The sequence below is a fragment of the Sulfitobacter sp. 1A13368 genome (assembly GCF_043557275.1).
GTDB classification, from domain to species: domain Bacteria; phylum Pseudomonadota; class Alphaproteobacteria; order Rhodobacterales; family Rhodobacteraceae; genus Sulfitobacter; species Sulfitobacter faviae.
The window spans coordinates 585,664-611,368 of the sequence record NZ_JBIFFR010000001.1; the positions used below are offsets into that span (position 1 = coordinate 585,664).

General features: G+C 63.9%; 28 protein-coding genes. 10 read left to right on the forward strand and 18 right to left on the reverse strand.

All coding sequences use genetic code 11. From position 1 onward, the window contains the following. Position 1 precedes the first annotated feature (1 nt). Both ACGYK4_RS02880 and ACGYK4_RS02885 read right to left on the reverse strand, forming a co-directional pair. Positions 2-1,078 carry an MBL fold metallo-hydrolase gene (locus ACGYK4_RS02880; protein WP_394455009.1) on the reverse strand — a complete coding sequence of 359 codons (1,077 nt, stop codon included), beginning with the start codon at positions 1,076-1,078 and terminating at the stop codon, positions 2-4. Further along, positions 1,078-2,805 carry an acyl-CoA dehydrogenase gene (locus tag ACGYK4_RS02885; protein WP_394455010.1) on the reverse strand — a complete coding sequence of 576 codons (1,728 nt, stop codon included), beginning with the start codon at positions 2,803-2,805 and terminating at the stop codon, positions 1,078-1,080. The genes ACGYK4_RS02880 and ACGYK4_RS02885 overlap by 1 nt, the downstream gene beginning before the upstream one ends. Positions 2,806-2,963: 158 nt before the next feature. Between ACGYK4_RS02885 and ACGYK4_RS02890 the strand changes: the two genes are divergently transcribed. Beyond that, positions 2,964-3,905: an L-threonylcarbamoyladenylate synthase gene (locus tag ACGYK4_RS02890; protein ID WP_394455012.1), complete on the forward strand. Its 942-nt coding sequence runs from the start codon at positions 2,964-2,966 to the stop codon at positions 3,903-3,905. Here ACGYK4_RS02890 and ACGYK4_RS02895 read toward each other — a convergent pair. Next, a complete protein-coding gene (locus ACGYK4_RS02895) occupies positions 3,902-4,456 on the reverse strand; it encodes a YqgE/AlgH family protein (protein WP_067265595.1) in 555 nt (184 codons plus the stop codon). The two genes, ACGYK4_RS02890 and ACGYK4_RS02895, sit on opposite strands and share 4 nt — an antisense overlap. A gap of 164 nt (positions 4,457-4,620) precedes the next feature. On the opposite strand from ACGYK4_RS02895, the gene ACGYK4_RS02900 reads away from it, so the two are divergent. Next, positions 4,621-5,433 carry a protein-disulfide reductase DsbD domain-containing protein gene (locus tag ACGYK4_RS02900; protein WP_394455014.1) on the forward strand — a complete coding sequence of 271 codons (813 nt, stop codon included), beginning with the start codon at positions 4,621-4,623 and terminating at the stop codon, positions 5,431-5,433. A gap of 9 nt (positions 5,434-5,442) precedes the next feature. On the opposite strand, the gene moaB is transcribed toward ACGYK4_RS02900, so the two are convergent. The 3 genes from moaB to ACGYK4_RS02915 are packed head-to-tail and all read right to left on the reverse strand — an operon-like array spanning position 5,443 to position 7,353. Next, the gene (gene moaB / locus ACGYK4_RS02905) at positions 5,443-5,985 is read right to left on the reverse strand and encodes a molybdenum cofactor biosynthesis protein B (RefSeq protein ID WP_394455016.1); all 543 of its coding nucleotides are present in this window, start codon (positions 5,983-5,985) and stop codon (positions 5,443-5,445) included. Further along, positions 5,982-6,596: a LysE family translocator gene (locus tag ACGYK4_RS02910; RefSeq protein ID WP_394455017.1), complete on the reverse strand. Its 615-nt coding sequence runs from the start codon at positions 6,594-6,596 to the stop codon at positions 5,982-5,984. The genes moaB and ACGYK4_RS02910 overlap by 4 nt, the downstream gene beginning before the upstream one ends. After that, positions 6,589-7,353 carry a uracil-DNA glycosylase family protein gene (locus ACGYK4_RS02915; RefSeq protein WP_394455019.1) on the reverse strand — a complete coding sequence of 255 codons (765 nt, stop codon included), beginning with the start codon at positions 7,351-7,353 and terminating at the stop codon, positions 6,589-6,591. Before ACGYK4_RS02915 ends, ACGYK4_RS02910 begins: the two co-directional genes overlap by 8 nt. 109 nt (positions 7,354-7,462) lie before the next feature. Between ACGYK4_RS02915 and ACGYK4_RS02920 the strand changes: the two genes are divergently transcribed. The 4 genes from ACGYK4_RS02920 (at position 7,463) to plsY (ending at position 11,141) form a co-directional block, all read left to right on the forward strand. Further along, entirely contained in the window at positions 7,463-8,410 is a 948-nt protein-coding gene (locus ACGYK4_RS02920) for an aspartate carbamoyltransferase catalytic subunit (RefSeq protein WP_067265620.1), read from the forward strand. 56 nt (positions 8,411-8,466) lie between these two features. Continuing rightward, positions 8,467-9,000 (forward strand): hypothetical protein, encoded by a 534-nt coding sequence (locus ACGYK4_RS02925; protein ID WP_394455020.1) that lies wholly within the window; start codon positions 8,467-8,469, stop codon positions 8,998-9,000. Between the two features lie 252 nt (positions 9,001-9,252). Further along, positions 9,253-10,533, forward strand: coding sequence for a dihydroorotase (gene pyrC, locus ACGYK4_RS02930; RefSeq protein WP_394455022.1), 1,281 nt, complete (start codon positions 9,253-9,255; stop codon positions 10,531-10,533). Continuing rightward, complete coding sequence (gene plsY / locus ACGYK4_RS02935) at positions 10,533-11,141, forward strand: glycerol-3-phosphate 1-O-acyltransferase PlsY (RefSeq protein ID WP_394455024.1); 609 nt, start codon at positions 10,533-10,535, stop codon at positions 11,139-11,141. Before pyrC ends, plsY begins: the two co-directional genes overlap by 1 nt. A gap of 34 nt (positions 11,142-11,175) precedes the next feature. On the opposite strand, the gene ACGYK4_RS02940 is transcribed toward plsY, so the two are convergent. From ACGYK4_RS02940 to ACGYK4_RS02950, 3 genes are all read right to left on the reverse strand, one after another. After that, positions 11,176-12,546, reverse strand: a complete 1,371-nt coding sequence (locus ACGYK4_RS02940; protein ID WP_394455026.1) for a glutamate--cysteine ligase — start codon at positions 12,544-12,546, stop codon at positions 11,176-11,178. Between the two features lie 96 nt (positions 12,547-12,642). Continuing rightward, a complete protein-coding gene (locus tag ACGYK4_RS02945; protein WP_067265571.1) occupies positions 12,643-13,173 on the reverse strand; it encodes a hypothetical protein in 531 nt (176 codons plus the stop codon). Positions 13,174-13,189: 16 nt separating this feature from the next. After that, positions 13,190-13,909, reverse strand: coding sequence for a 16S rRNA (uracil(1498)-N(3))-methyltransferase (locus ACGYK4_RS02950; protein WP_394455027.1), 720 nt, complete (start codon positions 13,907-13,909; stop codon positions 13,190-13,192). 12 nt (positions 13,910-13,921) lie between these two features. On the opposite strand from ACGYK4_RS02950, the gene ubiA reads away from it, so the two are divergent. The 4 genes from ubiA to ACGYK4_RS02970 are packed head-to-tail and all read left to right on the forward strand — an operon-like array spanning position 13,922 to position 17,610. Then, positions 13,922-14,896: a 4-hydroxybenzoate octaprenyltransferase gene (ubiA, locus tag ACGYK4_RS02955; RefSeq protein ID WP_394455028.1), complete on the forward strand. Its 975-nt coding sequence runs from the start codon at positions 13,922-13,924 to the stop codon at positions 14,894-14,896. Positions 14,897-14,955: 59 nt separating this feature from the next. Beyond that, positions 14,956-16,881, forward strand: coding sequence for an OmpA family protein (locus tag ACGYK4_RS02960; RefSeq protein WP_394455029.1), 1,926 nt, complete (start codon positions 14,956-14,958; stop codon positions 16,879-16,881). Continuing rightward, positions 16,868-17,191, forward strand: a complete 324-nt coding sequence (locus ACGYK4_RS02965) for a hypothetical protein (RefSeq protein WP_007118939.1) — start codon at positions 16,868-16,870, stop codon at positions 17,189-17,191. The genes ACGYK4_RS02960 and ACGYK4_RS02965 overlap by 14 nt, the downstream gene beginning before the upstream one ends. A gap of 23 nt (positions 17,192-17,214) precedes the next feature. After that, positions 17,215-17,610, forward strand: coding sequence for a VOC family protein (locus ACGYK4_RS02970; protein WP_394455030.1), 396 nt, complete (start codon positions 17,215-17,217; stop codon positions 17,608-17,610). A gap of 9 nt (positions 17,611-17,619) precedes the next feature. Here the strand turns inward: ACGYK4_RS02970 and ACGYK4_RS02975 are convergent, their stop codons facing one another. From ACGYK4_RS02975 to ACGYK4_RS03015, 9 genes are all read right to left on the reverse strand, one after another. Then, positions 17,620-18,063 carry a molybdenum cofactor biosynthesis protein MoaE gene (locus ACGYK4_RS02975; RefSeq protein WP_394416986.1) on the reverse strand — a complete coding sequence of 148 codons (444 nt, stop codon included), beginning with the start codon at positions 18,061-18,063 and terminating at the stop codon, positions 17,620-17,622. 3 nt (positions 18,064-18,066) lie between these two features. Continuing rightward, a complete protein-coding gene (moaD, locus tag ACGYK4_RS02980; RefSeq protein ID WP_209218317.1) occupies positions 18,067-18,312 on the reverse strand; it encodes a molybdopterin converting factor subunit 1 in 246 nt (81 codons plus the stop codon). Then, the gene (gene pgsA, locus ACGYK4_RS02985; protein ID WP_067265553.1) at positions 18,312-18,977 is read right to left on the reverse strand and encodes a CDP-diacylglycerol--glycerol-3-phosphate 3-phosphatidyltransferase; all 666 of its coding nucleotides are present in this window, start codon (positions 18,975-18,977) and stop codon (positions 18,312-18,314) included. Before pgsA ends, moaD begins: the two co-directional genes overlap by 1 nt. A gap of 84 nt (positions 18,978-19,061) precedes the next feature. Further along, positions 19,062-20,930: an excinuclease ABC subunit UvrC gene (gene uvrC, locus ACGYK4_RS02990; protein ID WP_394455031.1), complete on the reverse strand. Its 1,869-nt coding sequence runs from the start codon at positions 20,928-20,930 to the stop codon at positions 19,062-19,064. 285 nt (positions 20,931-21,215) lie between these two features. Beyond that, positions 21,216-21,995, reverse strand: coding sequence for an SDR family oxidoreductase (locus ACGYK4_RS02995; protein WP_394455032.1), 780 nt, complete (start codon positions 21,993-21,995; stop codon positions 21,216-21,218). 12 nt (positions 21,996-22,007) lie between these two features. Continuing rightward, positions 22,008-22,967 (reverse strand): calcium/sodium antiporter, encoded by a 960-nt coding sequence (locus ACGYK4_RS03000; protein WP_394455034.1) that lies wholly within the window; start codon positions 22,965-22,967, stop codon positions 22,008-22,010. 167 nt (positions 22,968-23,134) lie between these two features. Further along, positions 23,135-23,932, reverse strand: a complete 798-nt coding sequence (locus ACGYK4_RS03005) for a S49 family peptidase (protein ID WP_394455112.1) — start codon at positions 23,930-23,932, stop codon at positions 23,135-23,137. Between the two features lie 59 nt (positions 23,933-23,991). After that, positions 23,992-24,753 carry an ABC transporter permease gene (locus ACGYK4_RS03010; protein WP_067265544.1) on the reverse strand — a complete coding sequence of 254 codons (762 nt, stop codon included), beginning with the start codon at positions 24,751-24,753 and terminating at the stop codon, positions 23,992-23,994. Next, on the reverse strand, positions 24,750-25,679 hold the full coding sequence (locus ACGYK4_RS03015) for an ABC transporter ATP-binding protein (RefSeq protein ID WP_394455035.1): 930 nt from the start codon (positions 25,677-25,679) through the stop codon (positions 24,750-24,752). The genes ACGYK4_RS03010 and ACGYK4_RS03015 overlap by 4 nt, the downstream gene beginning before the upstream one ends. Between the last annotated feature and the right edge of the window lie 26 nt (positions 25,680-25,705).

Below are 25,705 nucleotides of genomic sequence, written 5' to 3' on the forward strand. Positions count from 1 at the left end.
CTCACCCCTTGCGCTGATACACCCATGCGCCATCCGCCGCGCGCAACTCTCGCGTGGCCTCTCCGGCTTGGTAAAGGTGGCTCAGATGGGCGACGGCTTCAACCAGCGCGAGGCCATATTCCGCCTCACCGATGTTGCGTTTGAATAGCGGCGCGAAACATTCCGAGGCCGATTTCGGCGTGTCGATATAGGCCAGCAGTCTGCGCAGGGCGCTGTGGTGGTTCTCAATCAGTTGCTTCAGCCGCGTCGGCAGGCCGGTGAAGGGCAGTTTGTGGCCGCCAAGCACCAGATGATCCTCCTGCGCCAAGGGCACGAAACGCTCGCAAGCCTCCAGCCATTCGCCGATGGGGTCGGCCATCGGCTCGGTCGGGTAAACGCCGATGTTGGGGCTGATGGAGGGCAGAATCTGATCCCCCGCGATCACCAGATTGTCGTCGCGGCTCCAAAAGGTCGCATGTTCGGGGGCGTGGCCATTGCCGATATGCACCTCCCAATCGCGCCCGCCGATGCAGATCACATCGCCCTGCCGGATCCGCGTGAACCCCAGCGGCAGCGGGGCCACCACATCGGCGAAATTGAAAGGCCGCTCGCTGGCGCGTTTGTCATAGAGCGCCGCGGCCATCCCAGCTTTGCGGTAGAACGCAAGGGCTTCGGCGACCGGCACCTCTTGGACATCCAGCGTCAGCATCCGCGCAGTCAACCATGCGGTGCGCGTGGTGACCAGTTCCGCCCCGAACTCGCTCTGCAACCATCCGGCCAGGCCGATGTGATCGGGGTGGTGATGGGTGACGACCACGCGCGAGATCGGCTTGCCGCCAAGCGGCCCCGCCATCAACCCGCGCCAAATTTCCTTGGCCCGGCGCGAGGCAAAGCCCGTGTCGATCACCGTCCAGCTATCGCCCTCGTCCAAGGCATAGACGTTGACGTGATCCAGCTTCATCGGCAGCGGCAGGCGGAACCAAAGCACCCCCGGCGCCACCTCAATCGCCTCCCCCTCGGCGGGCGGCACCTCCCAAGGATAGCGCAGCCCCTTGGGGGTTTTTGGCGAAGCGGTGGAGAGGGTGGCCTGCTCTGTCATCAGCTTCTCAGATCTTCGACATCAAGCGCATAGAGGTCTTCTGCCCCGGCCTGCGCATGGGCCAGCAGGCCCTGATGCTCGGGCAAGAGACGTTGGATATAGAACCGCGCCAGCTTGGCCCGCGCATCGCCTGCGCCGGCGGCCTTCTCGGCCATGGCGGCTTGCAGATGCAGATGCCCGCCCATCACGCGGGCGAAGGCGCGCAGATAGGGGACGGCACCGGCGAAACGGACGTTCATGTCCTGTTGCGCGGTCATCCACTCGGTCGCCTCGCGCAGGGTCTCGCTCGCCTGCCAGACCGCATCGGCCATGCGCGGGAAAGGGCCGCGTGCGGATTCGGCATGGGCTTCGATCTCATCCAAGAGCCGGTTCGCCGCCTCGCCGCCGTCCATCATCTTGCGGCCCACAAGGTCCATCGCCTGAATGCCGTTGGTGCCCTCGTAGATCGCGGTCACGCGCACATCGCGGCTGAACTGCGCCGCGCCGGTTTCTTCGATAAAGCCCATTCCGCCATGCACCTGCACGCCCATCTCGGCGACGCTGATGCCCACATCGGTGCCGAATGCCTTGGTGATCGGCGTGAGGAACGCGGCCCGGGCGGCCCATTCATCCCCCTGCCCGGCGCGCGCCATATCGCTGGCATAGGCACAGCTCAGCGCAATCGCGCGGGAGGCAAAGATATCGGCCTTCATGCTCAAAAGCATCCGGCGCACATCGGCGTGATCCACGATGGTGCCGGTGCCGCCTTCGACGGGGGAACGGCCCTGCTTGCGCTCCAGCGCGTAGTCCAGCGCCAGTTGATAGGCCCCTTCGGCTGCACCGATGCCCTGTTCGCCGACACCAAGGCGCGCGTTGTTCATCATGGTGAACATCGCCGCCATGCCGCCGCCCTCGCGGCCCACCAGCCAGCCGGTGGCCTTGTCATATTGCATGACCGCGGTGGGCGAACCATGCAGGCCCATCTTATGCTCAAGGCTGACCACATTCACGCCATTGCGCTGGCCCGGCGCGCCATTCTCATCGGGGATGAACTTCGGCACGAGGAAAAGGCTGATCCCCTTGGTCCCCGCCGGCGCACCCGGCAGGCGCGCAAGAACCAGATGGCAGACATTGCCTGCAAAATCATTGTCACCCCAAGAGATGTAGATCTTCTGACCAGAGACCGCATAAGTCCCGTCGCCATTGTCTTCGGCCCGGCTGCTCAGCGCGCCTACGTCCGAACCCGCCTGCGGCTCGGTCAGGTTCATCGTGCCGGTCCATTCGCCCGAGATCAGCTTGGGCAGGTACAATTCCTTGATCGCGTCCGAGGCATGGTGCTCCAGCGCTTCGATCTGGCCTTGGCTCATCAGGGGGGCGAGTTGCAGCGACAGGCAAGCGCCGCTCATCATCTCGTTGACCGCGCTGGTCAGGGTCATCGGCAGGCCCATGCCGCCAAACTCCGGGTCCGCCGACATGCCGATCCAGCCGCCCTCGGCAATCGCGGCGAAACCTTCGGCAAACCCCGGAGAGGTGCGCACGACACCGTTTTCCAGCTTGGCAGGGTGCAAATCCCCGCCTCGTTGCAGCGGCGCCAGCACGTCATCGCAAAGCCGTCCGGCCTCTGACAGGATCGCGCCGGTGACGTCTTCACTGGCCTCAGCGAAACGCTCGGTGCTCCGAAGCGTTGCGAAATCCAACACGTCCTCGATCAGAAAACGGTAGTCATCCACGGCGGCGCGGTACGGCATATCATATCCTCCTGAAAGGCGCGCTTGTTCTGGCAAGCCTGACATGGCCCTGATAAAGGCTGGTTTATGTTGCCGCCAGCATGAAATGCCCGGCCGCCCCCCGCAACCCAAACGCGGCGTCACGGGATGCTGCATGATCCGACAGGCCGAAACACCCGATGACCCAGCCGACCGAGACCCTGACCGCCACGCCCCAAGGCATCGCCCGCGCGGCACGCCTGCTGCAAGACGGCGCGCTGGTCGCCCTGCCGACGGAGACGGTTTACGGCCTTGGCGCGGATGCCCGCAATGGTGAGGCTGTCGCAGGCATTTACGCCGCCAAGGGCCGGCCCAGTTTCAACCCGCTGATCGTGCATCTGCCGGATATCGACACCGCCAAACGCTATGTCGACTGGACCGAGGAGGCCGACCGGCTGGCGCAGGCCTTCTGGCCCGGCGCGCTCACGCTGGTCCTGCCGCTGAAGCCCGACAGCGGGCTGTCGTCGCTGGTCACGGCGGGGCTGCCGAGCCTTGCGGTGCGGGTGCCCGCCCATCCCGCAATGCGGCAGGTCTTACAGGCGCTCGGCGGTCCCGTTGCCGCCCCCTCGGCCAACCCCTCGGGCAAGATCAGCGCGACCACGGCGGATCATGTGCGGGCGGGCCTCGACGGTAAGATCGCGGCGGTGCTGGACGACGGTGCCTGCCCCGTTGGGTTGGAAAGCACGATCATCGGCCTGACCGGCCCCCGCCCCGCCCTGCTGCGCGCAGGCGGTCTGCCGAGCGAGGCGATTGAGGCCGCGCTTGGCCAGACGCTGGAGGTTGTCGATGGGGCCGAGATCATCGCGCCGGGGCAGCTCGCCTCGCATTACGCGCCCGGTGCGGCGGTGCGGCTGAATGCGCGGACGGCGGGACCGGGTGAAGTACTGCTTGGCTTTGGCGAGATGATCTGCGACCTCAACCTCTCCCCCTCCGGCGATCTGACCGAGGCTGCGGCGAAACTGTTCGACCACCTACACCAGTTGGACGCCACCGGTCAGACCATCGCCGTGGCGCCGATCCCCGATCACGGGCTGGGCCGTGCGATCAACGACCGATTGGCCCGCGCCGCAGCACCGCGTTAGGCGTGCCCGGCTGAGGCCGACAGCCCCAAGGGGTCGATCCCCAGCGTCTTGAGCGCCGCGCCCCATTTCTCGGGATCCGGCAAGTCGAAAATCACCTCGGGCGAGGCTTCGCAGGTCAGCCATCCGTTCTGGGCGATCTCACCCTCCAACTGCCCCGGCCCCCAGCCCGCATAGCCCAGCATCAACTGCGCCTGCGCCGGGCCCTTGCCGGTGGCGATGTCTTCGAGGATGTCGCGGGTGGTGGTCAGGGCAATGCCATCACCCACGCGCAGCGTCTCAATGGCCGAGCGGTATTCGTCGGAATGCAACACAAAGCCGCGCCCCGTCTCGACCGGCCCGCCGAAATGCACGGCCAGCGATTTGGCCTGCGGCGGTGTGTCTTCGACCAGCTGATCCAGCACATCCGACAGGCGCAGTTCCGGGGCGGGTTTGTTGACGATCAACCCCATCGCCCCCTGTTCGGAATGCGCGGAAAGATAGATCACCGAATGCGCGAAACGCGGATCGCCCATGCCCGGCATCGCGACCAGCAGCTTGCCCGTCAGTTCCATCGTCTGCCCCGTCAACGCCCACCTCCTGAAGGTAACCTTTCTTTGAACATGGCCGCTTGCGCCCCACAAAACAAGAGAGGCGCCCCACCGTCCGCCGCATCGGCGAAACATGGATGATGCAAATGTGACTTGGCAGGCGCGGAAGGATACCGCATCAAGTCCGTATGACCATATCGCGCTTCTTTTCCGCCCTTCTCTCCTGTCTCGCCCTCGCCCTGCCCGCCGCGGCGCAGGATGCTGTCGGCACGCCCTTGCAGGGGGATCTGCTCACTGGTTGGCAACAGTCTGACGGGCGGCGGGTGGCGGCGATCCGGCTGCGCATGGCACCGGGCTGGAAGACCTATTGGCGCAGCCCCGGTGACGCGGGCATTCCGCCGGAGTTCGACTGGTCCGGCTCGGACAACCTGCGCGACGTGCAGATCACATGGCCCGCGCCCAAGGTCTTTGACCAAGGCGGGGTGAACTCCATCGGCTATGCCCGCGAGGTGATCCTGCCGCTGACCATCACCCCGCGCCGCCCCGGTGCGCCGGTGACATTGGACACCAGCATCGACCTTGGCGTCTGCAGCGACATCTGCCTGCCACAGACCATCCACCTGCGCGCCCTGCTCGACACCCGCGACAGCAAGCCCACCCCGGCCATCGCCGCCGCCTTTGCCGCGCGGCCCTATTCCGGGGCCGAAGCTGGTCTGAAAAGCGCCCATTGTAGTCTGCGCCCCACCGCGCGTGGGCTGGAGATCGAAACCCGGCTGGCCCTGCCCTCTGCCGGGGGTAAGGAGACCGTGGTGATCGAACCCGGCAATCCCAACATGTGGATGAGCGAGACAGTGAGCCAGCGGTCGGGCAATACGCTTATCGCCAGCGGTGAGATGATCGCCGAGAATGGCACCGCGCTGGCGCTCGACCGTTCCGCCATTCGGATCACGGTGATCGGCAAGAACCACGCGGTGGAGGTCACGGGCTGCACCTCAAGCTAAACCCACGCACTACTTGCGGCGCTGATGCTCGTCCAGCCGCGGCATGATCTCAACGAAGTTGCAGGGCATGTGGCGGTAGTCCAACTGTTTGAGCAAGATGCCATCCCATGCGTCTTTACATGCCCCCGGGCTGCCCGGCAGCGCAAATAGATATGTCCCCTGCGCCACGCCGCCCGTCGCACGGCTTTGCACCGCGCTGGTGCCGATCTTCTCCATTGAGATCATGGTGAAGACCGTGCCGAAGGCGTCAATCTCTTTTTCATAGACATCGCGGTGCGCCTCGACCGTCACGTCGCGCCCCGTGAGGCCAGTGCCGCCGGTGCTGATTACCACGTCAATCTCAGGGTCCGCGCACCAGTCGCGCAGTTGCGCCGCGATAGCGGGGCGGTCGTCGGTCACGATCTCGCGCGCGGCCAGCACATGGCCCGCCGCTTCAATCCGCGCGACCAATACATCGCCCGAGCGGTCTTCGGCCAAGCTGCGGCTGTCCGAAACGGTCAGCACAGCGATTCTTACGGGGATGAACTCCCGGCTGTCATCGATCCTGCTCATGTCCGCTCCATCATTGCCAAACGCGCGGCCAAAGCCACGAAAATACCACTGCTGATCCAGCCCAGCAGCCGCCCGCCACCCGCCAAACGCCGTCCGATCCCGGCGGCAAAGACCCCCACCGCGCCGTTGATGACGAAACCGCCCAGTGCCAGCACCGCACCAAAGGTCAGGAACTGCACCAAGACCGGCCCGGCCTCGGGCACAACGAATTGCGGCAGGAAGGCCAGCACGAAAAGGATCACTTTGGGGTTCGTCAGATTGACGGCGAAACCGGTGTTGAAAGCGCGCCAACCGCCCATGCCGGGCGTCGTATCGCGCGGCTTTCCAGCCTGCCGCAGCGTTTGCACCGCAAGCCAGAGCAGATAGGCCACGCCGAGCCAGCGGATCATGTCCAGCGCCCAAGGCAGCGCCGCGACGACCGCGCCCAGCCCCAACCCGGCCAAAGCCACATGCACCAGCACGCCCGCCGAAATCCCCGCGCTCGCCGCCAATGCGGCGCGCGGGCCCGAACGCAGCCCCTGCCCAAGGCAGAACATCATATCCGCCCCCGGCGTGAGGTTCAGCGCCAAGGCGGCGGGCACGAAGGCCAGAAGGGTCAGCGCATCAACCATCGCGCAGCTTGGCCTGAACGCTAAGCAAATCGGCCCAAGCCTCGCGCTTGGCCTCGGGATTGCGCAGCAGGTAGCCGGGATGCACCATCGGCATGCAAGAAAGATCGGCGGCCTTGGTCCAATTGCCGCGCAGCCGCATGATGCTGCGTTTTTCCAAAAGCGACTGACAAGACCAATTGCCAAAGAGCACCAGAACCTTGGGTTTGGCCAATTCGATATGACGCTGCACAAAGGGGCGCATCATCGCGATCTCATCTGGCTTTGGGTCGCGCCCCTGCGGCGTGCGCCACGGCAGGATGTTCGACAGATAGACATTGCGGTCGCGCCCCATGTCGATCGCCGCCAGCATCCGATCGAGCATCTGACCCGCCCGCCCCACGAAGGGCTTGCCCGCGCGGTCTTCGTCCCGGTCGGGGGATTCGCCCAAGATCATCAGCGGCGCGCCGGGCACCCCATCGGCGAAAACCAGATTGCGCGCGCCCTTGTGCAGCTCGCAATGCTCGAACCCTTGGATCGCGGCGCGAAGCTCTTCCAAGCTCTGAGCACCCTGCGCGGCGCGGCGGGCCAGCGCCACCGGGTCGGGTTGCTCAGAGGCTTGCAGGGGCTGCGGCCCCTTGGTCGCCTTGGCGCTGGCCTTGGGCGGGCTTGTGGGCACCTCATAACGGTTGACCGGCGCGTCGCAAATCGCCTCGGTCGCGCCAAGTTCGACCTGCCACGCCAGCATCTCTGCCGCCTGATGATAATCGAATGATTCCATGACCCGCAGCTTACGCCCTGTGGCCGGGGGGCGAAATGCCCTATCGCTGCGCTTTACGCGCCAAGCCGCCCGCGCCTATAAGGCGGCAACAGCAGAAGGGATCGCTACCATGTCATTCGCCCATCGCCACCTGCTTGGCATCGAGCAGCTTTCGCAATCCGACATCACCACCCTGCTGGATTTGGCCGACACCTATGCCGACCGCAACCGCCAGCCGAACAAACATTCCGACGCGCTGCGCGGGCTGACCCAGATCAATATGTTTTTCGAGAACTCCACCCGCACGCAGGCGAGTTTCGAGATCGCAGGCAAACGCCTTGGCGCGGATGTGATGAATATGGCGATGCAGGCCAGTTCGATCAAAAAGGGTGAGACACTGATCGACACGGCGATGACGCTGAATGCCATGCACCCCGATCTGCTGGTCGTGCGCCACCCCCAATCCGGCGCGGTGGACCTGCTGGCCCAAAAGGTGAACTGCGCGGTGCTGAACGCGGGCGACGGGCGGCATGAGCATCCCACGCAGGCGCTTTTGGACGCGCTGACGATCCGCCGCGCCAAGGGGAGGCTGCATCGCCTCAGCATCGCGATCTGCGGCGACATCGCGCACAGCCGCGTGGCCCGGTCGAACATCCTGCTTTTGGGCAAGATGGAAAACCGCATCCGCCTTGTCGGCCCGCCGACCCTGATGCCCAGCCAGATCGACCAGTTTGGGGTCGAGGTCTTCGACGATATGAAAAAGGGGCTTGAAGGTGTCGATGTGGTGATGATGCTGCGGCTTCAGAAAGAGCGGATGGACGGCGGCTTTATCCCGTCGGAGCGTGAGTATTACCACCGCTATGGGCTGGATGCCGAAAAGCTCGCCCATGCCAGCCCCGACGCCATCGTCATGCACCCCGGCCCGATGAACCGCGGGGTGGAGATTGACGGCACCTTGGCCGACGACATCAACCGTTCCGTCATTCAAGACCAGGTCGAGATGGGCGTCGCCGTGCGCATGGCCGCGATGGACCTGCTCGCGCGCAATCACATCGCCGCCCAACCCGGCGCGGCCTGACCGGAACTCCGACGGGCCAAGCGGCGTTTTCCTGAGAACAGCCAAAGGAAGCCGTCATGCCCCATACAGAAGTCGCCCCCCAAGAAGCTGGCAAGGTCCGCGTCTATGCCCTCTCGCTCTCGGATGCCGAGGCGCGGGCGATGCGCGATGATGAGACAGCACAGGCCGCGGCCCTCGGGGTCGATCGGATCGACGCGGCCTATACAGAGGTCTTCCGGGTGGCCGACCTCGATCAACTGGGGCTTGCGGGCTATCTGCGCGATGGCAATGGCGTGAACCCCGAGCAGATCGAGACGGACCGCAGCAAGCTTGCCGCGCTCGATGGTTGGGTGATGATCGTCTACTCCCGCGCCTTCGCCGGGCAATCGCTGCAACTGGCCCCGATCCCGGCGCTGACCCATATCGGCACCTATACCGAAGGCGGCCCCGATACGCCCGTGCAGGCGATGGAGGCCGAGGCCGCGCAGCCCTACACCGGCATCCCCCGCGTCGCCCCGTCCGAGCCCGCCAAAGGTGGCGGCGGCAAGACCATGGTGATCGTCGCCGTGGCCGTGTTGATCCTGCTGATCATCTGGTGGCTGCTGGTCTAAGCGCGAAAACCGCTGGCGCCCTTGGGGCCAGCGGGCTACATCTGGCCCATGCAAGAACCTGAACACGATCCGAAAATGTCTGGCCGTATCGCCATGGTCGCCCTTTTGGTGGCCTTTGGCGTGGTCGGGCTGATGATTTGGATTGGCGGCTAGCGGCGCGTGCGCCGCGCCCGCGCCCAAAAGACCGCTTGGTTTGGGGGGCGATTTGGGGCATGACAGCGGCGCATCCGCTATCGCACCAAAGGCCCGCCCATGACCCAGTTCTTCACCAATCTGCGCCTTCTCAACCCTCAGGCTGGCACGCTTGAGCCTGCTGCGGTTCTGGTCCGCAACGGGGTGATTGCCGAGGTGCTGGCCGATGGGGCCACAGCGCCCGAGGGCGCGGAACTGGTCGATTGCGGCGGCCATATCCTCGCCCCCGGTATCGTCGACATCGGCGTCAAAGTTTGCGAACCGGGCGAGCGGCACAAGGAAAGCTACCGCTCTGCGGGCCTTGCCGCGGCGGCGGGCGGGGTAACCACCATGGTCACGCGCCCCGACACCGATCCCGCCATCGACAGCCCCGAGACGCTGGAATTCGTCACCCGCCGCGCCAATGAGGCAGCACCGGTGAACGTCGTGCCCATGGCCGCGCTGACCAAGGGCCGCGAGGGGCGCGAGATGACCGAAATCGGCTTTCTGATGGACGCAGGTGCCGCTGCCTTCACCGATTGCGACCGCGTTGTGACGGATACCAAGGTTTTCTCCCGCGCGCTCACTTACGCCCGCAGCCTCGGCGCGTTGGTCATCGCCCACCCGCAGGATCCGGGGCTGAGCAAGGGGGCGACCGTCACCTCGGGCAAATTCGCCTCATTGCGCGGCTTGCCTGCCGTCTCGCCCATGGCCGAGCGGATGGGGTTGGACCGCGACATCGCCCTCATTGAGATGACCGGCGCGCGCTACCACGCGGATCAGATCACCACCGCCCGCGCCCTGCCCGCGCTGGAGCGTGCCAAGCGCAACGGGCTCGACATCACCGCCGGTGTCGGCATTCACCACCTGACGCTGAACGCCCTCGACGTCGCCGACTACCGCACCTTCTTCAAGGTGAAGCCGCCGCTGCGCGATGAGGAAGACCGCCTTGCCGTGGTAGAAGCCGTGGCCAGCGGTCTGATCGACATCATCTGCTCCATGCACACCCCGCAGGACGAAGAAAGCAAACGCCTGCCGTTCGAGGAGGCCGCCAGCGGCGCGGTGGGGCTGGAGACGCTGCTGCCCGCCGCGATGCGTCTGGTCCATGCCGAGATGATGGACCTGCCCACGCTCTGGCGCGCGCTGTCGCTGAACCCGGCCAAACGCCTCGGCCTGCCCGGCGGGCGGATTGCCGTGGGGGCGCCTGCGGATATGGTGCTGTTCAATCCCGATGCGCCCTTCGTGCTGGACCGCGCGACGCTGCGGTCGAAATCCCGCAACACGCCCTTTGACGGGATGCGGATGCAGGGTAAGGTCGTGGCAACTTATGTAGCAGGTTCCTGCGTTTACGAGGCGAATTAATGCCCCCTATCGAGACTTCCGTTGAATTGATCCTTTTCTGGGCGCTGGCAGGCTATGTCATCGGCTCTATCGCCTTTGGCATGCTGCTGGCGCGGCTGATGGGGCTGGGCAACCTGCGCAGCATCGGATCGGGCAACATCGGCGCAACCAACGTGCTGCGCACCGGCAACAAGAAGGCGGCGGCGCTGACGCTGTTGCTGGACGGGGCCAAGGGGGCCGTGGCGGTGCTGCTGGCCCGCGCCTTCGCGGGCGAAGATGCGGCGCAGGCGGCGGCGCTTGGTGCGATGATCGGCCATTGCTACCCGGTCTGGCTGGGCTTTCGCGGCGGCAAGGGTGTGGCGACCTTTCTGGGCCTCATGCTGGCGCTGGCTTGGCCTGTCGGGCTGGCCTGCTGTGTGGTCTGGCTGGCGACGGCGGCACTCTCGCGCATCTCGTCGCTTTCCGCACTGGCGGCGGCAGCAAGCTCGACCTTCCTGCTGGTCTTCCTTGGCTACGGGGAAATGCTGCTTTTGGGCATTGCTCTAACATTGCTGATCTTTTGGCGGCACCGTGACAATATCCGCCGGATCCGCGCAGGCACGGAATCGCGCATCGGCCAGAAAGGCTGACACCGCCCGAGGGCGGCATCAGCCTCTTTCCCGTTCAGTAGGAATATTCCGCGTAGATACGGCTCAGATCGCCGTTCCATGGCCCGTGGTAATCCGCCAAGAGATCGTCAGCAGGCACGCGGCCCGTCTCGATACTGTCGCGCAGGGCGTTGAGGAAATGCGTCTCATCCGGCACCAGCCCACCGGCACCGGGACGGGCGCGGGCTTTCAGCCCCGCCTCTGACAGGGCCACGGCCTCGCGCGCCAGATCATGCATCTTGAGCCCGCCCACCTCGGCCTGAAGGCCGTGGGTGGAGGCGGCGATGCGCAATTCTTCCCGTGTCTCGGCATCCCAGCCTTTGACCAGATCCCACGCGCCATCCAGCGCGCTTTGGTCATACATCAACCCGACCCAGAAGGCCGGCAGGGCACAGAGCCGCCGCCACGGGCCGCCATCAGCGCCGCGCATCTCGATGAACTTCTTCACCCGCGCCTCGGGGAAGAGGGTGGTCAGGTGGTCGGCCCAATCGCTCAGCGTCGGCTTCTCGCCGGGCAGCGCGGGCAACTCGCCTTTCAGGAAATCACGGAAGGACTGGCCAAGCGCGTCGATATATTTGCCGTCGCGGTAGACGAAATACATCGGCACATCGAGCGCGTATTGCACCCAAGACTCGAAGCCAAAGCTATCGTCAAAGACGAAGGGGATCATGCCGGTGCGCGCATCGTCCAGATTGCGCCAGACCAGCCCGCGGGTCGACTTCACACCATTGGGCTTGCCGTCAAGGAAGGGCGAATTGGCGAAAAGCGCATTGGCGATGGGCTGCATCGCCACGGCGACGCGCATCTTCTGCACCATGTCGGACTCGCTCGCGAAGTCGAGGTTGACCTGAACGGTACAGGTGCGGCGCATCATGGTGGTGCCCATGGTGCCGACCTTTTGCATATAGCCGTCCATCAGCTTGTAGCGGCCTTTGGGCATCAGATCCATCTGCTCATGCGACCACTCAGGCGCGGCCCCCAGACCGATGAAACCGACGCCGATCTCATCGGCCACGTCTTTCACTTCGCGAAGGTGGGTATTCACCTCGTCGCAGGTCTCGTGAATGGTCTCGACCGGGGCGCCCGAGAGTTCCAACTGGCCGCCCGGCTCAAGGCTGATGTTGGCTCCGTCTTTCTCAAGCCCGATCAGCTTGCCACCCTCTTCGACAGGGGACCAATTGTGGCGGTCGCGCAGCCCTTCCAGCATCACCCGGATCGAGCGTTCCCCCTCATAGGGGAGCGGTTTGAGCGTGTCCTTGCAATAGCCGAACTTCTCATGCTCGGTGCCGATGCGCCACTGCTCGCGCGGCTTGCAGCCGTCCGCCAGATACTGCGCCATCTGGTCGTGATGTTCGATCGGGCCGCCGCCGGATTGAGGAATGGACATATGCGAGGGCTCCGTTTTGAAGGATCGTCTTGGGTGTCTTCTAAGTTGTCGACGTGGCGTCGCGTCTAGCAGGGATGGGCGGATTTGCCGGGGCTGTCAATGCAGCAAGACATGCGCCGGGCGCAGCGGCGCGCGCTCCCAGATCACAACGGCGTCATGGCGGGTCTTGCGTAGCTCAAAGAGCATCCTCTCGGTGCGCAGGCCCGGCAGGGCGGCGAAAGCATCAAACAGCGCCTCGGAGCCTGCGGCGTTCACCGGGATCAACAGGGGCGTCTCATCGTCGCGCGGCTCAAGCCGCCAATGGGCCGGAAACATCTGCCGGTCGAGGCTGAGCCGCTGCAACTCGCGCAGAGCGACCGTGCCGCCGGTCAGCGGGCCAAAGTAGGTGATCTGCCCTTCGACGACCTGAACCGCGCCCGCGCCATCGCCCTGCCCGCGAAAGCGCGCGCGTTGCACACCAAGCCAGATCAGCGCGGCACCGCCCGCCAGCGCCGCATAGCCCGGCACCGCCAGCAGGAACCCCGGCCCCGCCACCAGCCAAAGGCCAAGGCCCATCAGCCCGCCGCCGACAATCGCTTCGCGCCAGCGCCAAAGCTGGTCGCGGGCGCCTTGGCGCAGGAAACTCATCGGGCCACCCTTCGCATCACCAATCTCCCAAAGCCTGCTGCCACATGGTCATCGCCGCCACGGCCGCCGTATCGGCCCGCAGGATGCGCGGGCCGAGCGTGACCGCATGGGCGTGATCGAAACTGTGCAGCCGTTTGCGCTCGTCCTCGGAAAAACCGCCTTCGGGGCCGATCAGAATGGCCCATGGCCCCTGCGCATCCGGCGGCAGCGCACCGCTTTCCCCGGCCAAAGCTTCATCGCAGAACATGATCTGACGGCTGCTGTCCCACTGGTCCAACAACCGCCCCAGCTTCTCGGCCTCGGCCACTTCCGGCACATAGGTGCCGCCGCATTGCTCTGCCGCCTCGACCGCATGGGCCTGAAGGCGCGGCTGCTGCACGCGGCCTGCATTGGTAAATTTGGTCATCACCGGCACGATGCGCGAGGCCCCCATCTCAGCCGCTTTTTCGACGATGAAGTCGGTGCGGGTCTTTTTGATCGGGGCAAAGAGCAGCCATAGATCCGGCGGCATTTGCAAATGCCGGGTCTGTTCGACACAGGTCAGCACCCCGCCGCGCTTGCCCGCCTCGGCGACCTCGGCCAGCCATTCGCCATCGCGCCCGTTGAACAAAAGCACCCCGGCCCCGACCGTGAGCCGCATCACCCCAAAGAGGTAATGCGCCTGCTCGCGCGCCAAAGGAACCGTTTGCCCCTGCCCCAAGGGCTGATCTACATACAATCTGATTTTCGCGTTCATAGGGCCAGATATATGCACAACCAGCCGCCTTCGCCAGATGCTACGCCCGATGCGCCTGTTGCCGATGCGGTGGCCGACAATTGGGTCGACCGTCACGCCCCGGCGGGGCTGCGCCCCTACCTGCGGCTGAGCCGCGCGGATCGGCCCATTGGCACATGGCTGCTGCTGCTGCCCTGCTGGTGGGGGCTGAGCCTTGCGATCCTCTTCGACCAGTCGCCGCGGTGGGAGGATCTGTGGATCTTCGCAGGCTGCGGCATCGGTGCTTTCCTGATGCGCGGCGCGGGTTGCACATGGAACGATATCACCGACCGGCATATCGACGGCAAGGTCGCCCGCACCCGGCTGCGGCCCATCCCCTCGGGCGCGGTATCGGTGAAACAGGCGCTGGCGTGGATGGTGGGGCAGATGCTGCTGGCACTGCTGATCCTGCTGTCCTTCAACCAAGCGGCCATCGCCATGGGCGTGCTGGCGCTCTTGCCGGTGGCGGTCTACCCCTTTGCCAAACGCTTCACTTGGTGGCCGCAGGTCTTTCTGGGGCTGGCCTTCAACTGGGGTGCCATGCTGGCCTGGACGGCGCATGCGGGCACGCTGCATGCACCCGCCATCGTGCTCTACCTCGCCGGCATCGCCTGGACGCTGTTTTACGACACGATCTATGCCCATCAGGATGCCGAGGATGACGCGCTGATCGGCGTGAAATCCACCGCCCGCCTCTTTGGTGAGAATTCCGGCAAATGGCTGCGGCGCTTTCTGATGGCCACGGTGGGGCTGATGGGGATTGCCGTGATCTATGCCGGGCTGCCCCAAGCCTCGGTACTGGCGCTGGCGCTGGCCCTTGGCGGGCCCTGGGCAATGGGATGGCATATGGCATGGCAGCTGCGCGGGCTGGATACCAAGGACAATGCCAAGCTCTTGCAGCTCTTCCGGGCCAACCGCGATACCGGCATGATCCCGCTGTTGTTTTTCGCGGCAAGCTTGCTGGCCTGATTGCACCCCCGACAGGACGCGCGTATCAAGTCGCAAGCTTAACAATCAGAAGTCCGCCCATGCGCCTCTCCGCCATTTTCACGATCGCCCTGACCTTTGCAGCCGCAGCGGTGGTCTCTCTGGTGGCGGCGAGCTTTTCGGTGCAACTGATCGAAGACACCTCGGAAATCGGCGTACGTGACGCGCTGGACGCGCAGGGCATGACATGGGCCGAAGTGCAGGCCGATGGCTTGCAGGTCACCCTCGCCGGGATCGCGCCGACCGAGGCCGTGCGCTTTCGCGCCCTGTCGACCGCAGGCACCGTGGTCGACGCCGCCCGCGTCATCGACGAGATGGAGGTCGAGGCCCAATCCGGCATCGCCCCGCCGCGTTTCTCTGCCGAGGTGCTGCGCAATGACGCGGGCATCTCGATCATCGGCCTGATCCCCACCAGCACCGACCGCGAGGCGGTGATCGATGCCTTTGGCGACATGGCGGGCGACGCCTCGGTCACCGATCTTCTGGAATCCGCGGATTATCCTGCGCCCGAAGGCTGGGAAGACGCGCTGAGCTTTGCCGTACAGGCGATGGCCGACCTGCCCCGGGCCAAAGCCTCGGTCGATGCGGGGCGGGTGACCATCACCGCCATCGCCGACAGCGCCGCCGCCAAGGCGCAGATGGAACGTAAACTGCAACGCGCCGCCCCGCCCAGCCTGCGGCTGCGACTGGACATCGCGGCCCCGCGCCCGGTGATCACTCCCTTCACACTGCGGTTTGAGATCGACGCGGAAGGCGCGCGTTTCGATGCCTGCTCTGCCGATACTGAAGCCGCCGCCGACCGTATCTTGAAAGCGGGCATCACCGCCGGCGCGCCTGAGAATGCCGATTGCACGATCGGTCTGGGCGTGCCCAGCCCGAACTGGGGCCGCGCCGTGGCGCTGACCATCGACGCGCTGCGCCGCCTGGGCCAAGGCAGCATCTCTTTCGCCGATGCGGACATCACCTTGCTGGCCGCACCGGGCACCGAGTCCACCACATTTGACCGCGTGGTGGGCGAATTGGAAAACGCGCTTCCCGATGTCTTTGCCCTGACCGCGAAACTGCCCGAGGTCGAAGACCCTGACGCAGGCCCGCCCGAGTTCACCGCGACCCTCTCGCCCGAGGGGCAGGTGCAACTGCGCGGGCGGCTCTCGACAGAGGGGCTGCGCGATCTGGCCGACAGCTACGCGAAATCGCATTTCGGCTCGGCCAACGTCTATACCGCCGCGCGGCTGGACGAGACCCTGCCCGGCGATTGGGCCACCCGCGTTCTGACCGGGCTGGAGGCGATGGCCTCCCTCGCCAACGGCTCTGTCAAAGTCACGCCCGACCGGCTTGAGGTGATGGGCAACACCGGCAACAAAGACGCCAATACCACCGTCGCCTCGCTGTTGGCGGACAAGCTGGGCGAAGGCGCCGATTACAGCATCGACATCACCTATCAAGAAAAGCTCGACCCCATCGCGGGCCTGCCAACGCCCGAAGAATGCGAAGCCGAAATTCGCGAGATCCTGAAAATTGGCAAGATCACCTTTGAGCCGGGCAGCGCCACGATCGACGCCTCCGCGCTCGGGACGATGGACGATATCGCCGAGGTGCTGAAAAACTGCGGCGACATCCGGCTGGAGATTCAGGGCTACACCGACAGTCAGGGCCGCGAATCGATGAACCTGTCACTCTCGCAAAGCCGCGCGGAATCGGTGCTGAACGAATTGCGCGCCCGCCGGGTGCTGACCTCCTCCTTCGTGGCCAAGGGCTATGGCGAGGAAAACCCCATCGCAGACAACAAGACCGAAGAGGGCCGCGAAGCCAACCGCCGCATCGAATTCCGCCTGATCCAGCCCGAGGCCGAGACCCCCGAGGACGAAACAGCGCTGGAATCTGCTGAAGAAACGGGCGATACCACGGCAGAAGAGATCGGGGAATCCGACGAAACCGAAGAAGGCAGCGGTGATGAGCAGAACTGAGTTTGTCCTGGCAACAGCCATCATTCTTTTCGTGGCCTTCTGCATGGGATGGTTCGCCAATTGGCTGCTGAACCGCTTTACCCGCGTGGCCGCCGATGACGTGGCCCAGCTGGACCGGATGAGCCAAGAGCTGCATGAGGCCGAGGAAACCCGCGATCAGGCGATCACCTATCTGCAACAGCGCGAGGCCGAGTTGACCAACCAACTGGCCCAGACCGAGGCCGAGCTGCGCGCCGCGATGGACGGGCTGCGCGACGCCCGCCATGAGGCCGAGGAAATGCGCGCCTATATCGAACGTCAGAAAGCCTAACCCCAGACCTTCGGAGCCCTGCCATGGCCAAACTCGCCCATTCCATGATCCGCGTCTTTCATGAGGCGGCATCGGTAAAGTTCTACGAAGACGTGTTCGGGCTGAAAATCGCGGACCGTCTGGATTTCGACAGCTTCACCCTGATCTACCTGCGCGATGCCACGGGCGCCTTCGAGCTGGAATTGACCGTCAACAAGGACCGCGAGACCGCTTACGATCTGGGCGACGGCTATGGCCATCTGGCCTTCGTGGTCGACGACCTCGAAGCGGCGCGCGAGACCGCGATCAAGGCCGGTGCTATCCCACGCGAGATCGTTGACTTCCGCCCCGCCGGAGAGACCGTGGCGAAGTTCTTTTTCGTGGCAGACCCCGATGGCTATCAGATCGAAGTCATCGAAAAAGGTGGGCGTTTCGCCTGAGGCCGAAGCTTACCAGCGTTCCAGCGCGGCCTCGTCTTCGTCCTTTGCGGCGACCCATGCATCACCCTCTGCCGTGATCTCGCGCTTCCAGAACGGCGCGCGGGATTTGAGGTAGTCCATCAGGAACTCCGCTGCCTCAAAGGCATGGCGGCGATGCCGCGCCGCCGTGGCGACCATCATGATTTGCTCACCCGGCACCAGCCGCCCATAGCGGTGGATCACCAGCGCATCTTGCAGATCGAAACGTCCCATCGCCTGCTCGGCAATCTCGCGCAAGGCCTTTTCGGTCATGCCGGGGTAATGTTCGATTTCCATCGCGCTGAGCGTGCCCGCGTCATTGTCGCGCACCACGCCGGTAAAGGTCACGATCGCGCCGCTGCCCCCCTCGCCCTTGGCAAAGCGCGCGGCCTCCTCACCCAGATCAAAGGGCGCTTCCTGCACCAAAACGCGCATCGCTCAGCCCCCGGTCATCGGAGGGAAGAATGCCACCTCGCGCGCGCCTTGCAGCGGGGCGTCGAAATCGGTCAGTTCCTGATCCACGGCGACCCGCAGTGCGGAAAGGTCGGAAAAGGCCACTTCGTAGCGCTCTTCCCGGCCCCGCAATTCTTCGACCAATTCGGCCACCGTGGCGGCTTGGCTCTCGACCCGTTCGCGGGGCAGGCCGATGCGTTCGCGGACCCATGCGAAATACAAAACGTCCATTAGCGTGGCTCCTTCAGATGCGGCAGCGCCTTGCGCAGATAGTCAAAGCCGGTGATGGCGGTCAGCACGGCGGCGACCCACAAGAGCGCCAGCCCCAGCAGCCCGGCCCATTCCATCCCGGCGAGTTTCCATCCCAGCCCGAGATGATCTTCGACCTCGCCATCAAGGATCGCTTCGATCATCTGCTGGTCCATGCCGAAAACGCTCATCCCGAGGTAATGCTCGAACACGCCTTGCGAAAACAGCACGGCGATGGCGATCATCTGCAATGTCGTCTTCCACTTGGCCAGTTGAGTCACCTTCAACGTGCCGGCGACATCGCCCAGATACTCCCGCAGGCCCGAGACAAAGACCTCGCGAAACAGGATCAGCGTGGCGGGGAGCACCAGCCACGGCGACCAGCTTGAGAAGGCAACGATCACCATCAGCGCGATCACCACCATCGCCTTGTCGGCAATCGGGTCAAGCATGGCGCCGAGTTTGGTTTCCTGCGCCCAAGCGCGGGCAAGGTAGCCATCGAACCAATCCGTGACCGCTGCCCCGACAAAGAGCAGCAAGGCGAACCAATCGGCATAGGGGCGCGTAAAATAGAGAAACATGACCGCCACACCGGGGGCCGCGACCAGCCTGAGCAGGGTCAGGATATTGGGCAAATTCCATTTCATGACGTTATCCTATCTTGCGCCGTTCGTGGCTGAAAGGACGAAACCGCCCCGCCTGCGGGCCGTCGCCACCACGGAGCCGCCCGCCTAGCCTTTTTCATGGAAATAGCCGTAGATCGTCTCGGCCAGCGCATCCGATACGCCCTCGACCGCTTTGAGATCGCTGAGGTTCGCGCGGCTTACCGCCTTGGCCGAACCGAAATGCGCTAGCAGCGCACGCTTGCGCGCAGCGCCGACGCCCGGCACGTCGTCGAGCGGCGTGGCGCTGACCCCTTTGGCCCGTTTGGCACGGTGAGTGCCGATGGCGAAACGGTGCGCCTCATCCCGCAGGCGCTGCACGAAATAAAGCACCGGATCGTTGTGGCGCAGCGCCATGGGGCGCTTGCCGACGCGGTGGAACTCTTCCTTGCCCGCGTCCCGGTCAATGCCCTTGGCGACGCCGACCATGGGGATATCCTCGACCCCATGCTGCGCCATGATAGAGGCCACGGCGCTCACCTGCCCCGCGCCGCCGTCGATCAGCAGCAGATCAGGCCAAAGGCCGCGGCCGCGGTCCGGGTCTTCTTTGATAAGCCGTTTGAAGCGGCGGTGCAGCACCTCTTTCATCATGCCGAAGTCATCGCCGGGCGTCAGGTCATCGCCGCGGATGTTGAACTTGCGGTACTGGTTTTTCATCATGCCTTCCGGCCCCGCCACGATCATCGCGCCGACGGCATTGGTGCCTTGGATATGCGAGTTGTCGTAAACCTCGATCCGCTGCGGCGGCTTGGGCAGGTCAAAGGCATCGGCCAGCCCCTGCAAGAGCTTGGTCTGGGTCGCCGTCTCGGCCATCTTGCGGGCAAGGCTTTCGCGCGCATTGCGCAGGGCCCCGTCGACCAATTCGGCCTTCTCACCCCGTTTCGGCACCAACAGTTCGACCTTACGGCCCAGCTTGCCGCTCAGGGCCTCGGCCATCAGATCGGGGTTCTCGATCTCATTGCTGAGGATCAACTGCCGCGGCGGCTCGCGGGTGTCGTAGAACTGGCCGATGAAGGCCTCCAGCACCTCGGCGGCGTCGATCTCGCTCCCGATCCGAGGGTAGTAGTCATGGTTGCCCCAGTTCTGGTTGGCGCGGATGAAAAAGACCTGCACGCAGGCCTGACCGCTTTCCATATGCAGCGCGATAATGTCGGCTTCATTCACCCCCTGCGGATTAATGCCTTGGGCGGTCTGAACCTGCGTCAGCGCTTTGATCCGGTCGCGCAGAGCGGCGGCGCGTTCGAACTCCATCGCCTCTGACGCCTCTTCCATGTCCCGCGCCAAACGGCCCTGAATATCCGTCGATTTGCCGCTTAGAAACCGCTCCGCATCGCGCACAGTCTCGCGATAATCCTCGGCCGAGATTTTGCCGACACAGGGGGCGGAGCAACGTTTGATCTGATGCTGCAAACAGGGCCGCGTGCGGCTGTCGAACATCGCGTTGGAACAGTCCCGCAACAAGAACACCCGTTGCAGTTGGTTCAGCGTCCGGTTCACCGCGCCCGCGCTGGCGAAGGGGCCATAATAGCTGCCCTTCTCCTTTTTCGCGCCGCGGTGTTTCTTGATCTGAGGGTAGTCGTGATCGGCGGTGACAAGGATATTGGGAAAGCTCTTGTCGTCGCGCAGCAGCACGTTGAACTTGGGCTTGAGCTGCTTGATCAGGTTCTGTTCGAGCAGCAGCGCCTCGGTCTCGGTCTTGGTGGTCAGAAACATCATCGAGGCGGTATTGGCGATCATCCGCGAGATCCGCGCCGAATGCCCCGTTGGCCGCGCATAGGACGACACCCGCGCCCGCAGGTTCCGCGCCTTGCCGACGTAAAGCACGCGGCTTTCCGCATCGAGCATCCGGTAGACGCCCGGCGAGGAATCGAGCGACTTCAGATAGGCTTGAATCACCTTTCGGCCTTGCGGCGGAGGGCTGTCGTTGGGCGTGGTCATCTCAGGCGCTGATTCTCGTGCTTCGCTGCAATAGGACGGCTATGGGGGCAAGCTTTAACATGTCCACCAAACATGTGGATAACTCTGCCGATAACTTCTGGGCATCTTGGATTTCTCTTTGTTTTTAACATGGTTCGCTGATTTGCCTAATTTTTAGGCGCGCCCATAATATCCTGATTTCGTTCATTCTTTTGTTTACCATGAAACAAGCCTCTGAAAACAAAAGGGTTTCGGTAACACTTTGGTTACATAGGTTAAGGACGTGCAAAACTTCCCGCATGCGCGTCAGTTTCGGGGGCTTTTAGGGCTTGTTTCCCATTGCAAATGCTCTCCGCCATCGGTGCAGATAAGCTGCCCCGTGACCCCCGGCGAATCGATGAAATACCCCAGTGCCGCCGTAATATCCTCGGGATTCGCGCCGCGGCCCAGAACCGTGCCGCGGCGCTGCACGGCAAAGTCATCGGGGTCTTGATGCGGGCCTTGCAGGGTCGGGCCGGGCCCGATGCCGTTCACGCGGATCGCGGGGGCCAGCGCCTGTGCGGTGGTGCGTGTCATCGCCCATAGGCCCATCTTGGCGATCGTATAGGTGGTGAACTCTGGCGTGAGGTTACGCACCCGCTGGTCCAGCATATTGACGATCAAACCGCTGGCACGCGGTTCTCCCCCCGCGTCGGTATCGGGGGTCAGCCCCTGCCCCGCCATCGCCTGCGTCAACACGAAGGGCGCGCGCAGGTTGCTGCCCATATGGCGGTCCCAGCTTTCGCGCGTGGCGCTGGTGATATCGTCTTGCTCGAAAATCGAAGCGTTGTTCACAAGACAGGTGATCGGCCCGCCGAGCGCCTTGACCGCGCGGGGCAAAAGCGCCGCGGCTGCGGTGTCGTCGAGAAGGTCAGCTTGCAGGGCCACGGCGCGGCGGCCCATGGCCGCAATCTCGTCGGCGGTCGCCTCGGCCCCGGCACGCGAGGTGGCATAATGCACCGCCACATCAAAGCCGCGCTGCCCGAGGTAGAGCGCCATGGCGCGGCCCAGACGTTGCCCGGCTCCGGTCACCAATGCCCGCCGCATCTGCCGCCCTCCTCAGATCAGGATGATAAACAAATAAAGCCCGTAAAGCGCGCTCAGCACCACGCCCCATAGCCGGGTGATATCGCGTCCCAGATAGACGAAGGGGATCAGCAAGAGCGACGCGCCCAACATCACCCAAAGGTCAATCCGCAAGAAGGCTTCGTCGACCGAGATCGGACCGACAAGGCTCGCAATGCCGATGATCGCCAACAGGTTGAACATGTTGGAGCCGATCACATTGCCAAGCGCCACATCCGCCTGACGGCGCAGCGCTGCCATCACCGTGGTCGCAAGCTCAGGCAGCGACGTGCCCACGGCCACCAGCGTCAGGCCGATCACCGTGTCACTGACCCCATAGGTCTGGGCGATGATCGTGGCGTTATCCACCAAAAGGCTCGCCCCCAAGGGCAGGCCGATCAAGCCGAGAATCAGGAACATCGCAATCTGCCAGCCCGCCATATCGGGGTCCGCGCCTTCGGGCTCTTCCTCATCCTCTGCCGCACCGCTGCGGCAGGCGTGGCGGTGGTCTTTGGCATCGCGGAAAGCGTCGAAAAGCATATAGGCCAGACCGGCGAGCAGGATCAGCCCGGCGATCCAGTCAAAGACGCCGCGGAAGGCCAGCGCGATAAACAACAGCGAGGCCGCGATCATCTGGTTATAGGTCTTGCGGGTGCTGCATTCCGAGGTGTGCATCATCGCCAAAAGCGCCGGAATGCCCAGCACCATCAGGATATTGGCCGTATTTGACCCCACCACATTGCCAAGCGCCAGCCCCGGCACCCCGTCCAAGATCGCCTTGACCGAGATCAGCAACTCCGGCGCCGAAGTGCCAAAGGCCACGATGGTCAGACTGACGATCAGGGCGGGCACGCCAAGGCGCAGCGACAGGTTCACCGCCCCTTTCACCAGCGCATCCCCCGCAAACAGCAGGATCACGAGGCCAAGCCCCGAAAGTAGCCATGGCATCAGCATCAACGCCCTCCCTTACAGGCACAATCGCCTTTGCCAATGCGGTAACGTCCGCAGTCACGGCATTTGGTCCGGGACAGACGTTTGCCCCCCAGCCAATGCATCTTTCCAAACCAAGCCAATAGGCCCATGGCCACCAGAAACAGCAGAACGATCTTGAAAACCATGGGCTAGAGTCCAAACCGCGCGAAGGCCGCGCGTTCCTCTATGCCCTGTACCGCGTCCTGCATCATCTGCACGCCAAAGCGCGACAACAGCCCGCGTTTCACGCCATAGCGGCGCAGCCTGACCTTGTCGCCAAAGCGCTTTTTCAGCAGTGGTTTCAGATGGCCGATCCCGTCGATCAGCCCCAGTTCGGCAGCGCGTTTCGCCAGCCAGATTTCCCCGGTAAACAGGTCTTGCCCCTCGGGCAGCTTGCCCGCGCGGCGGGTCTTCACATGGTCGATGAAATTCTCATGGATGTCTTCGAGAAGCACCTTCAGCCGCGCGACATCCTCAGGATTTTCCGGGCGGAACGGGTCGAGCATCGATTTGCTCTGCCCTGCCGTATAAACGCGCCGCTCGACCCCATGCTCGCGGATGAACTCATGCACTCCGAAGGAGGCCGAGATCACCCCGATAGAGCCGACGACCGAGCTTGGGTCCGCGTAGATCTCATCTGCTGCCGCCGCCAGCCAATAGCCGCCCGAGGCGGCCACATCTTCGACGAAGGCGATGACGGGAATGTTCTTTTCCTCAGACAGCCGCCGGATGCGCGCGCCGATCAACGACGATTGCACCGGGCTGCCGCCGGGGGAGTTGATCTCCAAGGCGACAGCGGCAGGCTTGCCCTTGGCAAAAGCCTTTTCGATGACCGGCCCCATGGTGGCATCGTTCAACACCGCGCGGCCCTGCGCGCCGATCATGCCGGAAAGCCGGATTACGGAAACGCTGGGCGGGGATTTCAGGAAGGGCAGCCGAATTCTCATGCTCTTCATGTAGAACGCCCACCCCGCGCAAACAAGGCGGACGCCCAAGTTTCGTAGGCTCAGGCCCGCAGACGCCAGCCGGTGCGGAAAATCCACCAGATCACGCCGAGGCAAAGCGCAGTAAACAGCGCGATGGCGGCAAGGCTGGTGATGATCGGCACATCCGCCGCGCCGAAAAACGCCCAGCGAAAGCCCGAGATCAGGTAGACCACCGGATTGAAATGCGAGATCACCTGCCAGACCGGCGGCAGCATCGAGATCGAGTAGAAAGACCCGCCAAGGAAGACCAACGGCGTGACGATCAACAGCGGCACCAGTTGCAACTGCTCGAAATTGCCCGCCCAGATGCCGATGATGAAGCCCATCAATGCAAAGCTGATGCAGGTCAGGATCAGGAAGGCCACCATGGCGATGGGGTGCTGGATCGTGATGTCGACAAAGAAGAAGGCCGTGATCAGGATGATCGTGCCGATAAAGAGCGCCTTGGTCGCCGCCGCGCCGACATAGCCGATGACGATCTCGAAGAAGTTGATCGGCGCCGAAAGCAACTCGTAAACCGTGCCGATGAACTTCGGGAAATAAATCCCGAAAGAGGCGTTGGAGATCGACTGCGTGATGACGCTGAGCATGATCAGCCCCGGCACGATAAAGGCGCCGTAGCTCACGCCCTCGACCTCATCAATGCGGCTGCCGATTGCGGCGCCAAAGACCACGAAGTAAAGCGAGGTCGAGAGTACCGGGGAGATGATGCTCTGCGTGATGGTGCGAAAGAAACGCGCCATTTCAAAAGCGTAGATGGCTTTGATCGCGGTCCAGTTCATGCCGCATCCTCCTTGAGCAGGTCGACAAAGATATCTTCCAAGCTGCTTTGCCGTGTCGCCACGTCTTGCAGCACCAGACCGCTTTCCGCGACCTTGGAGAGCAGTTTGGTGATGCCGGTCCGCTCGGCATTGGTGTCATAGGTGTAGATCAGCGATTGCCCGTCGGCGGACAATTCCACATCCGGCGATTGCAGCGCCAGCGGCACTTCGGTGATCGGCTCGGTCAGTTGGACTTCGAGTTGCTTCTTGCCCATCCGCGCCATCAGCCCGTGTTTCTCTTCGACCAGCAGCAATTCGCCCTTGGCGATGACGCCAATCCGGTCGGCGATGGCCTCGGCCTCTTCGATGTAATGGGTGGTCAAGATGATTGTCACGCCCGAGGCTTTCAGCCCCGCCACGATCTCCCACATGTCCTTGCGCAGTTCCACATCGACGCCTGCGGTCGGTTCATCCAGAAACAGCACCTTGGGGTCATGCGCCAGTGCCTTGGCGATCAGCACGCGGCGTTTCATCCCGCCCGAAAGCTCGCGGATTTGGCTGTCTTTCTTATCCCAGAGCGAGAGTTGCCGCAGGATTTTCTCCAACACCGCCTCATCCGCCGGACGGCCAAACAGCCCGCGCGAGAAGCGCACGGTGTTGATGACCTTCTCAAAGGGTTCGAGATTGATCTCCTGCGGGACCAGTCCAATCATCGAACGGGCCGCGCGGAAATCATCCCGAATGTCATGGCCGCCGACGGTCACCTTGCCGCTGGTCGCGGTGGTTATGCCACAGATGGTCGAAATGAGCGTGGTCTTCCCCGCCCCGTTCGAGCCCAGAAGCGCGAGAATCTCGCCCTTCTCGATCTGCAAGTTGACCCCTTTGAGCGCCTCGAAACCGCCCGCGTAGGATTTACGCAGGTTCTGAATATCCACGATTGTCGGCATGGTCGTCTCCGCTTTGGTAAGGCGGG